Annotated in this window: 13 protein-coding genes; 9 read left to right on the top strand and 4 right to left on the bottom strand. The window is 42.5% G+C overall.

The window, feature by feature from the left end:
• Positions 1-169 precede the first annotated feature (169 nt).
• The 9 genes from ACR63T_RS01370 (at position 170) to ACR63T_RS01330 (ending at position 7,362) form a co-directional block, all read left to right on the top strand.
• Entirely contained in the window at positions 170-1,030 is an 861-nt protein-coding gene (locus tag ACR63T_RS01370; RefSeq protein ID WP_472784526.1) for a nicotinate-nicotinamide nucleotide adenylyltransferase, read from the top strand.
• Between the two features lie 112 nt (positions 1,031-1,142).
• Positions 1,143-1,556: a ribosome silencing factor gene (gene rsfS / locus ACR63T_RS01365; RefSeq protein WP_201571206.1), complete on the top strand. Its 414-nt coding sequence runs from the start codon at positions 1,143-1,145 to the stop codon at positions 1,554-1,556.
• A gap of 321 nt (positions 1,557-1,877) precedes the next feature.
• Complete coding sequence (locus ACR63T_RS01360) at positions 1,878-2,651, top strand: MOSC domain-containing protein (protein WP_472784525.1); 774 nt, start codon at positions 1,878-1,880, stop codon at positions 2,649-2,651.
• A 6-nt stretch (positions 2,652-2,657) separates the two neighbouring features.
• The gene (locus ACR63T_RS01355) at positions 2,658-3,545 is read left to right on the top strand and encodes an N-acetylmuramoyl-L-alanine amidase (protein WP_472784524.1); all 888 of its coding nucleotides are present in this window, start codon (positions 2,658-2,660) and stop codon (positions 3,543-3,545) included.
• Positions 3,546-3,600: 55 nt separating this feature from the next.
• Entirely contained in the window at positions 3,601-4,347 is a 747-nt protein-coding gene (locus ACR63T_RS01350; protein WP_472784523.1) for a pyridoxine 5'-phosphate synthase, read from the top strand.
• A 21-nt stretch (positions 4,348-4,368) separates the two neighbouring features.
• Positions 4,369-4,767, top strand: a complete 399-nt coding sequence (locus ACR63T_RS01345) for a hypothetical protein (protein ID WP_472784522.1) — start codon at positions 4,369-4,371, stop codon at positions 4,765-4,767.
• A gap of 111 nt (positions 4,768-4,878) precedes the next feature.
• On the top strand, positions 4,879-5,982 hold the full coding sequence (locus ACR63T_RS01340) for a PLP-dependent aspartate aminotransferase family protein (protein WP_472784521.1): 1,104 nt from the start codon (positions 4,879-4,881) through the stop codon (positions 5,980-5,982).
• Between the two features lie 58 nt (positions 5,983-6,040).
• Complete coding sequence (gene tdh, locus ACR63T_RS01335; RefSeq protein WP_472784520.1) at positions 6,041-7,066, top strand: L-threonine 3-dehydrogenase; 1,026 nt, start codon at positions 6,041-6,043, stop codon at positions 7,064-7,066.
• Positions 7,067-7,185: 119 nt separating this feature from the next.
• Positions 7,186-7,362, top strand: a complete 177-nt coding sequence (locus ACR63T_RS01330; protein WP_472784519.1) for a hypothetical protein — start codon at positions 7,186-7,188, stop codon at positions 7,360-7,362.
• A gap of 66 nt (positions 7,363-7,428) precedes the next feature.
• On the opposite strand, the gene ACR63T_RS01325 is transcribed toward ACR63T_RS01330, so the two are convergent.
• From ACR63T_RS01325 to purL, 4 genes are all read right to left on the bottom strand, one after another.
• Complete coding sequence (locus ACR63T_RS01325; protein ID WP_472784518.1) at positions 7,429-8,283, bottom strand: DNA adenine methylase; 855 nt, start codon at positions 8,281-8,283, stop codon at positions 7,429-7,431.
• A gap of 65 nt (positions 8,284-8,348) precedes the next feature.
• Complete coding sequence (locus ACR63T_RS01320) at positions 8,349-10,061, bottom strand: AAA family ATPase (RefSeq protein WP_472784517.1); 1,713 nt, start codon at positions 10,059-10,061, stop codon at positions 8,349-8,351.
• 254 nt (positions 10,062-10,315) lie between these two features.
• Positions 10,316-10,444, bottom strand: a complete 129-nt coding sequence (locus tag ACR63T_RS01315) for a hypothetical protein (RefSeq protein ID WP_472784516.1) — start codon at positions 10,442-10,444, stop codon at positions 10,316-10,318.
• A gap of 160 nt (positions 10,445-10,604) precedes the next feature.
• Positions 10,605-14,606 (bottom strand): phosphoribosylformylglycinamidine synthase, encoded by a 4,002-nt coding sequence (gene purL / locus ACR63T_RS01310; protein WP_472784515.1) that lies wholly within the window; start codon positions 14,604-14,606, stop codon positions 10,605-10,607.
• Between the last annotated feature and the right edge of the window lie 257 nt (positions 14,607-14,863).

The following is a 14,863-nucleotide window of genomic DNA, read 5'->3' as shown; positions in this document are numbered from 1 at the left end:
TGTAGGCGTAGAGTGCATTTTATGCACCGATGGTTAGTTGTAGCGTCATTATCGGTGCGATGGATTTCACCCTATAATACTTAAAATCCTTAATCTAGAAACTAGATTGAAAGTTAAGTTACCGCTAGTCTATCAAGCAAAATTTGTATTCACTCGTTATAATGATGCTATGAATAAACAACCTGCTCCGTTTCAAGCTGAAAAAAATATAAAGCCTGCTATTCGCGCTTATCTTGGCGGCTCTTTTGACCCCATACATTTGGGTCATATGCAAATGGCAATGGCTGTCTATAACACGCTTGCACCTATGGCAACTGAACGAAAACGCGAGCTGCAAGTCTCTTTACTGCCTAATGCGCGCTCGCCTTTTAAGACTCAAAGCACTGATCCTAGTGATCGCCTTGCTATGCTAAACCTTGCTATGCAAGGGACGCCTGTGAACATCGATGAGCTCGAAATATGGCAAACCCCGCCTGTCTATACTATCGATAGCGTGCGCACGCTACGCAATCAATATCCTCATGACAGCCTAATATTTATCATGGGCATGGATAGCGCGCGTAGCTTAGATAAATGGAAAGACGGTCTGCAATTAACCCATTACGTTAATTTATGGGTATTTAATCGTGACAAAAACTTAACTCTAGACGCACAAAGTGCAGCCGTTTTAGCTAATGAGCTAGCCGTCGAGCTGCAATCGCAAGTGACTGAGTCATACCCTAAGCTGTTACTTATCCCAGTAGCTTCAGATGATAAGTCACTAGCGCATGGTTTATTGAACAATAACCTGTTGAAAGACAGCCCCTTGAAAGATACTCACCAAGGACGCATTTATATAGATACTCGAGCCGTCATGAGCGTATCTAGCACTGAGATTCGCCAGCAGTTCCTTGAGCAAAATTTTACGAGAAACAATGCACTATTACCATCAGCTCACGACACTTCTATTATGCCAAACCAACCATCCAAATCATTAAATCCTAAGGTTTATGATTATATTATTGCCCATCAGCTATATTCTGCTGACTAATTCCGTTAAAATCGCACTATATTTGTCTTATTGCTCTTAACTTGTTTTTATAAGGCCTGTTAGCAGCATTATCCTATTTTATTATTACCGATTATTTAAGAGATTTAACTTTATGACCCCAACTATGACTAATGAGCGTTTAGAGCAGTGTTTAGCACTGGTAAAAACCGCTTTAGAAGATATGAAAGCCAAAAACATCACAGTGCTCAATGTCGAAGAGTTAACCGACGTCATGGAGCGTATCGTCATCGCTGATGGCACTTCAAAACGTCATGTCCGCGCGATGGCCGATAGCCTTGGCGCTGATGCCAAACAAGCAGGATTTATGCCTCTTGGCCGTGAAGGCGGTAATGATTCTGACTGGACGTTAATTGATCTTGGCGCAGTTGTCGTGCATATGATGATGCCTGCTGCCCGTGAGTTTTATGATCTAGAAGGTCTATGGTCATCACCTGAGCAATTAGCTGAGCTAGTCGCTGTACCGCGTGAGAAGAAAACTGCAGGTCGCCGTAACAAGAATAAATAATATTTATTGCCCGTGTTTATTGGCGGCTGAAAGCTATATCGAAAAGACCAGATTAATATTCTGGTCTTTTTTTATGACTAGGTTTTGATATATTAAATTTTTTAATTTAAGAGCATATTTATTTAACGTCGCGTAGGCTGGATTTTTAACCCAGCAAACAAGGATGTAAAGTCATAACAATTAATAATGACTGACAAAATTCTAGTTTATTTAAAAGTAATGTAAGGTAAATAAGCTGAAAATAACTAATGATTAAGCTAAGATAAGCGATATTGTTTAAACAATACTTGCCTGACTAATAACCATAAGCTGAAACGTAAAATGAGCGCTGAATTTACCCATTATTTTGAGCAAAATATGAATACTGACTTTAATAAAACCCTACCGCTACACATTGCGACCTTAATCGAAGTTCGAGCGGGCAAAGCCATGCCCTTTGCCCGTGAGGAAATGAGCGCTATCGATAAAGCACCGATTCAAGCGCCTGTCGCCGTTGACTTTATGGGTCTTGCGAGCGATGAGCAAGCCGATCGTAAGCATCATGGTGGACCACTAAAAGCCGTGCATCAAATGGCGACGGCGACTTATGGACTTATTAACGCCGAGTTTGATCTAAACGTTCGTATTGGCACATTAGGTGAAAACTTGATTACCGAACCTGTTAACGGCTTGCCTGATATGAATGAGTCTACGGTCTGTATTGGTGATGTCTATGAATATGGTGAGCAATATGGTGATGCACAAGTCGATGGCTGTGATAGCGTACAGCTACGTATTGTACAACCGCGCCGGCCCTGCTATAAAATCAATGACCAAATCGGTCAATTTACCAAAGTGCCCAATATCGCCTCATGGATAAGTAAACAAGGTATCGCGGGCTGGTACTTTCAAGTGGTGCGTAATGGCATGATTAGCGCTGACTTACCCGTGTATCTGATGGAACGCCCCTATCCGTTTGCGACGCTCTCAATGCTATGGCAATTGTCGAACTCTAAAGATAAATTTGCTCTCGATGTTATTGAGCCGTGGCTTAATATTGAATGTCTGGAGGAGAGTTGGAAGGTGGTTTTGCGCAAGAAGATTGAGAAGGGTTAGCACTTCATGGCAAAAAACCTCACTACTTTATTATTAGCCTCTATATTAACTCTACCCTTAATTGGCTGCCTCACCACACCTAAATATCAAATAGCAAATCCCGAATCTTATACAGTAGATAGCGAAACCTATCAAGCAACGGGTAAGAGTGAGCGGATTAAAACTATCGTGCTGCACTATACCGTCAGCGATAACGAGCGCTCCATTAAGCTATTGACCAAAGGTAAAGTCAGCGCTCATTACCTTATTATGAAAAATGATGGCGATAAGATTTATAACCTAGTCCCTGAGTCTGAACGCGCTTGGCATGCAGGCGATGGTAGCTTTGCGGGTCGTACTATCCTCAATGACACCTCTATCGGTATCGAAATCGTCAATGATGGTATTCAAAAGCAGTATCGCGGGGCGCTAAATAACAGCGATCTTGAATATCATCCTTATAAGCACTTTGTTGAGTTCGATGAGATACAGATTAAAAAAGTCGGACAGCTTGTAAAAGACATCGCCACAAGGTACGAGATTTCACCAAAAAATATCATCGGTCATGCGGATTTAGCACCGTCACGTAAGATTGACCCTGGGGCAAAATTCCCTTGGCAACAGCTATATCAAGAACACGGTATTGGCGCTTGGTATGACGAGGCTGATAAAGCATTTTTTATGCTGCAAAACGAGTTTGATACCGCCACTATTTCTGAGATTAAGCAGGCCTTTCGAGAGTACGGCTATCAAATCAATACGACTGATGAATGGGATAAAACCAGTCGCGATGTGATTTATGCGTTTCAGCTGCACTTTCGTCCCCTTAACCCAACGGGCACGATAGATGCCGAGACTTATGCTACTCTACAGGCATTGAATAAAAAGTATGCGGGTACAGAGGACTTCTACTAAAATTAGCGGTACTAATACTAAAAAATGGTTATAAAAATAAACTAAAGGAAATAATATGAGCACCTTATTTAGCGTAAATTTGAATAAACTAGCTTTAATCCGTAACTCTCGCGGCACGGATTACCCTAACCTTTTGTATTTCGTAAAAAAGCTCATTGATCTCGATGTTAAAGGCTTTACCGTGCATCCGAGACCTGATGAGCGTCATATCCGCTACCAAGATGTCTATGATATTAGTGCGTTCCTAAAAGACTATCCAGAGATTGAGTTCAATATCGAAGGCAATCCAAACGAGCAATTCTTAAAGATTATCCGTGAGGTAAAACCGCATCAATGCACGCTTGTGCCAGACAGTGACGATCAGCTGACCTCTGATCATGGCTTTGACATCATCAAACACAGCGACATGCTATCGACATTAAGCAAAGAGCTGGAAGCGTTCGGCACACGTTGCGCGGTATTTATCGATCCTGATGTTGAGCAAATCAAAGCGGTCATCGAGAGCGATGTACAAACGATAGAGATGTACACTGAAGAATGGGCGCGCGCGTATGACACTGATAACAGCGACGCTAATGTTAATTTCGATGAAGTAAAAAAGAGATTTAGCGACTGTATTAACCTCGCTAGTGAAAACGGTATCCGCGTCAATGCGGGTCATGATTTGAATTTGGAAAATTTGGCTGATCTGCTCGCGCTTAGTGATATCGCTGAGGTATCGATTGGTCATGCCTTTACGATTGAGTCGCTAGAGCAAGGCATGGATAATGTGGTGCGTCAGTATTTAGATATCTGTGCCTAAGTGGTTTTAGGAGGGATAGGTATGGACGAAAAGATAGTATTCCACGATCTACGTATGATAGCGAAAGCAGAAAATGAATTATACACTTTAGACATTGCTGTTGAGAGTGGATTTGCAGGATTTGATGTTGTCATAGACATAGAGGCTGAAGACTTTGAAGTGATTAAGAATGATAAATATCGTGCAGCATTGCTTCAAGCTGCGCTCCATCGACCCTTTCAACTTCAAGCAACCTCATTAAACGAAAAAGAGCAGCGCTATTACCTAGACAAAATACTTCATGCTGATGAATCTGAGGTAGCGACTTTTTTGACAAAGCTAAATCAGGGACAAGCTCATGGTGCCATCTCAAACATGTTGCGTATAACCAGTGATCGAGATATGGGAAAGCTTTATGATGGAGACTGGTTTTATTTATAGGTGGTTTGAACAAATAACTGTAGGTTGGTGTCGAGAAACGAGACCAACCAAACTAAGCTAATATCTGCATTATCAATACAAACTCTAATAATATTAAAAAAAGGAATCTTTATGTATCAGGACTTTCAAAAGCATCTACAACAAGAAATCAGCGATATACGCTCGGCAGGACTATATAAGACCGAGCGCATTATCACCTCCCCGCAAGATGCGCTAATCAAAATCGCCGATGGCCGTGAAGTGCTTAACTTCTGCGCCAATAATTACCTTGGACTGTCTGACCACCCTGAGATTAAAAAGGCGGCTATCCAAGCCATCGAAAACTCAGGTTACGGCATGTCATCGGTGCGTTTTATTTGTGGTACTCAAGATTTGCATAAGCAATTAGAAGCGGCGATTTCTAAGTTTTTTAATACCGAAGATACGATTCTTTATGCGGCCTGTTTCGATGCCAATGGCGGTGCCTTTGAGCCATTACTGACCAGCGAAGATGCCATTATTTCTGATTCGCTAAATCATGCCTCAATCATTGATGGAGTGCGCCTGTGTAAAGCGGCTCGCTATCGTTATGCCAATGCGGATATGCAAGATTTAGAGGTGCAGTTACAAGCGGCACAAGCACAGCGTTTTCGTTTGATTGTCACCGATGGTGTGTTTTCGATGGATGGTAACGTAGCGCCAATGGATGAGATTTATGCGTTGGCACAAAAATATGATGCCATGGTAATGATTGACGAGTCGCATTCAGCAGGCGTGGTCGGTCGCACTGGTGGCTTTACCACGGGCAAAAAAGAAATCGTTGAAATGTTGCGTCAACGCTCACGCCCGTATCTGTTTTCAAACTCCATTCCTCCTATGGTGGCGGCGGCTGGGGTAAAAGCGTTTGAGATGCTGTCGCAAGACAATACCCTACAAGATAAATTGCATGAAAATACCGCCTATTTTGTGAAAAAAATGCAAGATGCAGGCTTTGATATCAAACCCACCGCATCGGCAATTTGTGCAGTCATGCTTTATGACGCTAACGTCTCGCAACAAATGGCAGATGCGCTGCTGAAAGAAGGCATTTATGTGATTGGCTTCTTCTACCCTGTCGTACCCAAAGACGAGGCTCGCATCCGTGTCCAGCTCTCTGCTGCCCATACTCGCGAGCAGCTAGACAAGTGTATCACCGCCTTTATCAAAGTCGCCAAGCAAATGAAAGTGATTGATTAAGCATCGTTCGGTATTTATCTAAATTCAACCATAAAATGTAGCTAAATAAGAGAAAAGTATGAAAGCACTGGTTAAAACTCATGCCAAAAAAGGCATCTGGATGCAAGACATGCCAGAACCTACTGTTGGCATCAATGACGTTAAAATAAAGATTAAAAAGACCGCTATTTGTGGTACAGATTTGCACATTTATAAGTGGGATGAGTGGTCACAAAAAACCATAAAGACGCCTATGATCATTGGACATGAATATGTCGGTATCATTAGCGAGATGGGAGATGGTGTGAAGCACTTTGAAGTGGGTGATCGAGTCACTGGCGAAGGACATATCGCTTGCGGGCATTGCCGTAACTGCCGCCGTGGTAAGCTACATGTATGCGAGAACACCATCGGCGTAGGCGTCGACCGCGATGGCGCGTTTGCCGAATATTTGGTGATACCTGCCGATAATGTCATCAAACTCGATGAGCGCATCAGCGATGAGATGGCAGCCATTATGGACCCCTTTGGCAATGCCACTCACACCGCCCTTTCATTTCCTGTCCTTGGTGAAGATGTACTGGTTACGGGTGCAGGGCTGATTGGTTCTATGGCAACAGCGATTTGCCGCTTCGCAGGGGCGCGCAATATTGTGGTCAGTGATATCAGTGATTATCGTCTAGCGCTTGCCAAAAAAATGGGCGCGACCATGACCATCAACCCAGCCAAAGGTGAAAGCATCGAAGGTGCCATTACTGAGTTAAAAATGCACGGCTTTGATATTGGGCTTGAGATGTCAGGTTCACCTCAGGCCTTTGATTCGATGATTAGTAATATGTATAACGGCTCTAAAATCTCGCTCTTGGGCATTTTGCCGAACACTACCACGGTGGATTGGAGCAAGATTATTTTTAAGGCGCTGACCTTAAAAGGTATTTATGGCCGTGAGATGTGGGAGACATGGTATCAGATGGAGCAAATGCTGATTAGCGGTATTGATCTATCGCCTATCGTTACCCATCGCATGCACATTGATGACTTCCAAGAAGGCTTTGATATCATGGAAAGTGGGCAATGCGGTAAGGTGATTTTAAGCTGGGATTGATAACGTGGTGCATCAGTATTTGAGGAGTCGTGGTTAGGGTTTACATTGTCACGACTGAGAAAACGGCACTGATTTCAGTGCCGTTTTTTATATGGTAAAAATCATATGAGGGATAAACTATGGGCGTTTCTGAAGCAGATAAACTTGAAAAGTATTTAGCAGAAAAAGCCAAGCAAGATCAGGAAAAAGAACTAGAGTCTGAGCCGCTCTCTGCTTATGATGCTTGTGTGCTAAAGGAAAGTGCTAAGATTCATGAGTTGATAGCGGAGGCTAAAAAGCGTGTAGAGAATGAATAGTTGGATGAAACTGGATTAAGAACCCTTATTACTGGAGATGATCTTTTATTAATCTCTAATATTAAGTTAAGCAGTATTCAACAACTCATGCTTTATTACGCTAAAGTCATTAGAGGTTATAAATAGCTCGGTTCCTATTCTTTTCCTAGCCGCACTATAATTTATACTAAAATGATACTGACTAAACTCACTATATAGCTCTGAAATCTCAGGTGTATTATCATAAGTAAGCAACCAAGGTAGCGATGTCTCTTTTAATTTATCAGCTATATTAGCATGGTCATCATGCTTATAAAAATTGGTATAGAGAGACTGGCCTTTATTATAATATGGTGGGTCTACCATAAGTATAGGATTATTCAAGCTTAGTCCTTCGATATAATCAATGAAATCTACTGCATCCATATTATGAAAACTAATCTTGTCCCTACTTTTGGAAATGTGGATAATCTGCTCAGCCAATCGCTCTCGGTTGAACCTACAATCCATTTTATAGTTGCCGTCTTGCTTTTTGCCACCTATAACACCTGCTTTGATAATACCTGAGCGATTTGTACGATTAAGATAGAGAGTGGAAACCGCTAAATCTAAGATCTCAGATTTATCTTTATTATCTTGAATTTCTTTTTGAATGTACCATTCATCCATATTAATAGGTATTTCGATCAGCCTACTAACTAACCTATCAGTATCATTCAGTATACTATGCCACAAAGCCCAAATTGAACGGTCTATATCGTTTAGATGTAATTCACTTACTATACCTTTGAAGAATAGTGTCAAAGCAAGACCGCAACCACCCGCATATGGTTCAATATACTGACCGCCAACATAACCATGACTTTCAATAACGTCATTCGCCATGTTGAAAATGCTGGCTTTACCTCCAGGATAACGTAAGGGTGATATAGAGCGTTTCATTTCAATCCAAATTCTTCAATTATAGTACACATGATAAAGCTTGATAACGTTAAAAGAAAGACTAGTTAGCTTGATAAGTACATATGAACTTCAGCCTTTGGCGCACCTAACCCTTCAATAAGAACTTTACTTAGCTTACCAACAAATTCTTTTTCAAAATTTTCACGCACATCTGGGTTATATTTTAGATACTGCTCAAAAGGATTAGTACTTACTTTACTGAGTAGACTTTGTATTTCCTGATCTTTATAGAAACCTTTAAATAAATCTCTTAAACCGTTTTTGCTTTGGTCTTTCAAATCGGTATCTACTGCTGCGTCAAATTCTTCTGGACTCGTATTTTCATCGATATGTAGTCTGCTCACTATAGTGCTGACATTAGTACGACTGATAAAAATATCTTTTGTAAATTGTAAACTATTGTCCCAAAATTTATCGTCCCGACTTAATGAAAGTAAAAAATAGAATAAGAGCCTGTCAGGCGGCTGAGAAGAAGGTAATAATATTACATTTGAATATTTATTGGTGTCTATTTCTACATCCGCATCGAGTACTAACATGCTCCTGCTCGCAAACTCTGGGACTTTACTTTTAACAAGTGATGTATATGTTTTACAACCCATAGACACATCTTTAAGAGGGTTTATAATATTTCTAAGTTTATTAACTTTAATCAATCTTTTGAATAAGTCTAAAGCTTCGCTATCTTCAAAATATATATTGACTTTAGGCAGTTTTAGGTCGTCACCTACCCTATTTGTTCTAACTAATAATTCATTGTAAATTTCATTCCAGCTATAGTCTTCTCTAACTTTTAGACCACCAAATACACTAGATAAGAAAATGTTTCTAAAATTACTTCTATCTTTAATACCCTGATTGAATATGTTTTCAATAATTATTGGTGAGTGTGTAGACAATATGATCTGAATGTCATATTGTCTACTGAAAACTTTCAGAATGTCGATAACTTTATTTTGAGCATACGGGAATAATCCCGCATCTAACTCGTCTATAATTAATAGCCCACCATGATAATCCGAGTAATCTTCTTTAAGCCTTTTAAAAGAAAATAATGCTTGAACAATCTGCCCTACGTTATCTTCACCAGTAGAAACAGCCTGATGATCGTAGTTGTCACCATGAACTACTGAAGAATCTACTAATCCTTTAGTTGAGGTAATATTTGTTCCTTCAATCTTACCTACAATTTCATTACAGTAATGTGTGAAATCTTCACGATTGTCCTGTAAATAAGAGATGTTATTTACAGTATCATTTTCTCTTTCTGAGATTGGCAATAAGCGCTTTAAACTGAGGTAAATAACTGGGTGAGTTACATTTCTACTAGTGTTGCTACTATGTGGAGTCGGCAGGTTATTTCTAACTACTGTGCGATGCTTTCTACCTTGCGTAGCAGTCATAGTAAGTTTTAAATCATTGATATCTTTTTGAAAATAAGCATCGTAAACGTTATACCTGACATCCATCTCTCCGGGCTTATCAAATTTGTCAGAAAGTCTAAAATGTTCGCTAAATTGAGACTTAAAAGCCTTGTCGTCCAAAGCTTTAAAATCTAAACTTTTATTTTTTATCACATCTTTTTCAAAGTTAAAAATTTGAGCAACTAATCCTAATATCGTAGATTTAGCAGTACCATTCTTGCCACTTACAACTGTAATTCTTTTGCCAAGCTCAAAATTAACATCTTGCATGTTTCTAAAATTTTTGACTGTCATACTTTTCAATAAAGTTCTGTCTACTTTTTTTGTTGCCATAAAATTATACCTTCGTAGATACCCTAACTGCTGTAAGAAACAAGCCTAGCCAAACAATATAATCTGTTGTAGATATTTTAGCAAACTAATACCTAATGATACGGAACTATGTAAAATGAATCACACTATCTCTAATCTACTCTGCCGACCTTTTAATTTGTAGACTCGAACCACGACGAATACCTATAAGAACACGATGTCACCGCTAGCCCCGACTATAGCGGTATCCTGCTGGTTTGGGCAAGTTGCGATGGCTAGGTCTTTGGGGTGGCGACGCGAAGCAAGCGACGACCCAAACCGTAGCAAGCGCCGCGCCCATACTGGCAGATACAAGTGGAAGGCGGGATTAGCTCCCCTAAACCGTTGGGTGTCGCAAGCTCCACACCAACCTACTCTACATCACTTAATAGCAAAATTAAGGCGTTACTTTAAACATTTAAATACTCAAACTCCAAACACAAAAAAGGTGAGCCGAAGCCCACCTTTTCATTTTAAAAACAGCGATCTAAAACTATAAGCAATTGCTAAAAGTCTGATTAGCGACTAGCGCAACCAAGCTCGGGCATTACGGAACATACGCATCCACGCACCGTCCTCATTCCACTCTTCTGGTTTCCAGCTGTGGTTATAAGCTTTTAGGTTACGCTCAGGATGCGGCATCATAATCGTCACACGACCATCAGTGCTACACAGACCCGTGACACCGCCGACAGAACCATTTGGATTGAGCGGATACGTCTCAGTTGGATGACCTTGGCTATCGACATAACGCATCGCCAGCTGACCGTGTTTGGCCATACCGTCGATTTCGTTGTTGTCTAGTGTGGCATAGCCTTCACCATGTGCCACAGCGATTGGCAAGATGCTGTCTTGCATACCTTTGAACAGGATAGACTTGGTACGCTCGACTTTTACGTTGACCGTACGCGCTTCAAAACGAGCCGATTGGTTAGCGATGAAGCGTGGGAAGTTATCTGCACCTGGGATGAGGTCTTTTAACTGAGCCATCATCTGACAACCGTTACAGACACCTAGTGAGAAGGTATCAGGACGGGCAAAGAAGCGGACAAACTGCATGCGTAGCTCGTCATGGAACAAGATAGAGTTCGCCCAGCCTGAGCCAGCGCCCAGTACATCACCATAACTAAAGCCACCACAAGCGACGAGACCATCGAAGTCACGGAGATCAATGCGCTTGCTGAGCAGATCGCTCATGTGCACATCAACCGCTTCAAAGCCCGCTTGGGTAAAGCCTGCTGCCATTTCTGTCTGACCGTTGACGCCTTGCTCACGCAAGATAGCAACTCTTGGTTTACCACCATCAGAATCAGCACGGCTATTCAGATAAGGCGTTTCAACCTTTTGGCTCAAGTCAAAGTTTGGCGCAGCGATAAGGCCTTTATGACTGGCATCGCTAATCAAGTCATACTCTTGCTGTACGCACGCTGGGTTGTCACGGCGACGGGCGATTTGATAGCTGACTTGGCTCCACTCTTGCTGTAATTCAGTACGGCTAAAGCGTAAGGTTTCTTTACCCATGAGCGTTGGCGTTTGGATAAGTAAGCTGTCTTCTTCTGAGCTTTGACCAACGAGGCTTAGCATATCGCTGACATTAAATTCTTCTGCCAGTTGCATCAAGGCCGCGACGTTTTCTGGCATGACTTGAATCACTGCGCCCAGCTCTTCGCTAAACAATTGACCGAGTAAATTATCGTCAGTTAATGATAACCTGATACCTTGGCGGCTAGTGAATTGCATCTCAGCGATAGTCGCAAGCAGACCACCATCACCAATATCGTGATAGGCACTGATGACGCCTTGCGCGTTACCCGCTTGGATAAAGTTAAAGAAATCAACCAAGTCGCTAGGCTGCGCTAAATCTGGGCAATCATTACCTAATTGGCTAAGCGTTTGCGCAAGGATTGAACCGCCTAAACGTAGCTTGCCTTTAGACAAGTCAATACGGTAGAAGGCGCTATCACCGTTGATGAGTTCTGGCGTTAGCGTTTTTGCTACGTCAATAACAGGCGCAAAGGCAGTAATAACCAAGCTCATTGGCGAGACCACTGATTTGTCTGTACCGTCTTCATCACTCCAATTAGCACGCATGGAGAGAGAGTCTTTACCGACGGGGATTGCAATGCCAAGTGCTGGGCAAAGCTCTTCACCAACAGCATGCACCGCGTCAAAAAGGGCGGCATCTTCCGCATCATCACCACACGCTGCCATCCAGTTTGCTGACATCGTGATATCAGATAGCTGTGCAATGCGCGCACCTGCGATGTTAGTAATGGCTTCACCAACAGCTAAACGCGCTGAGGCTTTAGGACTAATTAGCGCAACTGGCGTACGCTCACCGATACTCATAGCTTCGCCTGTCATGGCTTGACCGTCAAGCGCGACGAGTCCAGTAGCGGTAACTGCACAATCAGCGACGGGCACTTGATAGCGACCGACATACTGATCACGTACCACCATGCCAGTAATTGAGCGATCACCAATGCTAATCAAGAAAGACTTGCTAGCGACCGTTGGGTGACGCAAGACATCAGTAATAGATTCGGCTAGATTCACTTTGTCTAAATCTAATGCTGGCAAGCTGGCTTCTGTACGGTTAAAGCTACGCTTCATCTGTGGCGTACCACCGAGCAATACTTGCATCGGCATATCGACAGGCTGATCATCTAATAACTCATCATCAAGGATCAGCTGACGCACATCGGTTGCCGTGCCTAATATTGCATACGGACAGCGCTCACGCGCACAGATCGCATCGAATTGCGCTTCGCTCTCTGGATGAATGGCTAAGACGTAACGCTCTTGCGCCTCATTAGACCAGATCGCCATTGGTGACATGCCAGCTTCTAGCGATGGGATCTTACGCAGGTTCAGATGGGCACCCATTTCATGGTCATTAACCAGCTCTGGCATAGCATTAGATAAACCACCGGCGCCGACATCATGTAATGAAACGATTGGATTACCGTCTTTGCCATTATTGCTGGCATCAACATCATTACCAGCTAAGGCCCAACAGCGATCCATCACTTCTTGACAACGACGTTCCATTTCTGCGTTATCGCGCTGCACAGAAGCAAAGTCTAAGCCTTCATCAAGCGAACCACTATCAACGGATGACGCTGCGCCACCGCCGAGACCAATTTGCATCGCAGGGCCACCCAAGACGATTAATAAATCACCTTGTTGGATGCTATTTTTTTCGATTAAGTTGCGTTTGATATTGCCATAACCACCTGCCAGCATGATCGGCTTATGATAGCCACGCATCTCGCTGCCGTCTTTTGCCGCTGAGGTATCTAATTGGAAACTACGGAAATAACCGCATAAGTTTGGACGCCCAAACTCATTTGAGAAATTCGCGCTACCTAATGGCGCTTCAGTCATAATCTCAAGGCTCGTCGCCATACGATCTGGTGTGCCGTAAGCCTGAGTACTTAATTGACCTGATTGCTCCCACTTCTCAGCCAGCTCTGGAATATGCAAATGTGATACATGAAAGCCTGTCAGACCTGCTTTTGGCTTACCGCCACGACCGGTTGCGCCTTCATCACGAATCTCACCGCCAGCACCCGTCGCCGCACCTGCATAAGGGGCGATCGCAGTTGGATGGTTATGAGTTTCGACTTTCATCAAGATATCGATATCTTCTTGATGGAAGCTATACGGATGCGCTGAAGTACTGTCTTGAGCATCGGTAGGCACAGGATAAAAACGCCAGCCTGCCGCGCCAGCCATTACCGCTGCGTTATCTTTATAGGCGGACAAAATGCCTTGTGGATTGGACTGATAAGTATTTTTAATCATCTGAAATAGCGACTTAGCGGCTACTTCACCGTCGATCGTCCACTGGGCATTAAAGATTTTATGGCGGCAATGCTCAGAGTTAGCCTGTGCAAACATCATCAGCTCGACGTCGGTTGGATTGCGGCCTAGCTCATTAACATAGGCATTCATTAGATAATCAATATCCTCAACGGACAAGGCAAAACCAAACTCAGTATTAGCAGACTCTAGAGCAGCACGACCTGCGCCAATCACATCGATATGATTGAGCGATGCTGGTGCATTATCATCGAACAAATGACTGACTTTATCTAAATCATAAACTAGACTTTGGGTCATTTTATCGAACAATAACTCTTCAGCAGCTTTAGGCAATTTTTCACTGACTTTATTATCAAGAGTCAAGGTATAGACAATCACCCGCTCCACACGATTGATCTTAATTTCACAGTTATTAAAGATATCGGTGGCTTTACTCGCCCAAGGTGAAATCGTACCAAAACGCGGGCTGACGATCACTTGTAGCTGATTCTCCTGCGCTGGATGATGCACAGTACTGTCTTGAATCCCGAATAAATCTAATGCCTTTTTATGCTCATCATTACTCAATTCTCGCGACAATACATACACTTGTTGTGTACTAATTTGAGTCACGTTTATATCGGTTTTTTGGGTGAGCTGAGTGATAAGTTGTTGCGATTGAAAATCAGTCAAAAACGGCTGTCCAGCGATGGTCATCATAGAGGCGTGTTCCATAGACTATAGGATGGAGGCGGCATTACTGCCATATAAAATAGAAGAGATGTATTATAACAAGAAGGCTGACAATAAGCAGGAGCAAAGCGCGACAAATTTATATAAAAATTATCTCTATAAAAGAGCGGCAATATCATTGTCTATTTTACTTAACCTATCTATACCTTACAAGCGCTCACAACCTATTACTGGCAAGCTACAGATAATCGCTCAGATAATCCGCTATTGTATAGATGGCTTCA

The sequence above is a fragment of the Psychrobacter sp. M17(2026) genome (genome assembly GCF_055699815.1).
This window is presented reverse-complemented; position numbering and strand designations above follow the sequence as displayed.

Bases quoted from the DNA above. Each gene is read 5' to 3' on its own strand.
- ACR63T_RS01370 (WP_472784526.1), top strand. From the start codon at position 170: ATGAATAAACAACCTGCTCCGTTTCAAGCTGAAAAAAATATAAAGCCT.
- rsfS (WP_201571206.1), top strand. From the start codon at position 1,143: ATGACCCCAACTATGACTAATGAGCGTTTAGAGCAGTGTTTAGCACTG.
- ACR63T_RS01360 (WP_472784525.1), top strand. From the start codon at position 1,878: ATGAGCGCTGAATTTACCCATTATTTTGAGCAAAATATGAATACTGAC.
- ACR63T_RS01355 (WP_472784524.1), top strand. From the start codon at position 2,658: ATGGCAAAAAACCTCACTACTTTATTATTAGCCTCTATATTAACTCTA.
- ACR63T_RS01350 (WP_472784523.1), top strand. From the start codon at position 3,601: ATGAGCACCTTATTTAGCGTAAATTTGAATAAACTAGCTTTAATCCGT.
- ACR63T_RS01345 (WP_472784522.1), top strand. From the start codon at position 4,369: ATGGACGAAAAGATAGTATTCCACGATCTACGTATGATAGCGAAAGCA.
- ACR63T_RS01340 (WP_472784521.1), top strand. From the start codon at position 4,879: ATGTATCAGGACTTTCAAAAGCATCTACAACAAGAAATCAGCGATATA.
- tdh (WP_472784520.1), top strand. From the start codon at position 6,041: ATGAAAGCACTGGTTAAAACTCATGCCAAAAAAGGCATCTGGATGCAA.
- ACR63T_RS01330 (WP_472784519.1), top strand. From the start codon at position 7,186: ATGGGCGTTTCTGAAGCAGATAAACTTGAAAAGTATTTAGCAGAAAAA.
- ACR63T_RS01325 (WP_472784518.1), bottom strand. From the start codon at position 8,283: ATGAAACGCTCTATATCACCCTTACGTTATCCTGGAGGTAAAGCCAGC.
- ACR63T_RS01320 (WP_472784517.1), bottom strand. From the start codon at position 10,061: ATGGCAACAAAAAAAGTAGACAGAACTTTATTGAAAAGTATGACAGTC.
- purL (WP_472784515.1), bottom strand. From the start codon at position 14,606: ATGATGACCATCGCTGGACAGCCGTTTTTGACTGATTTTCAATCGCAA.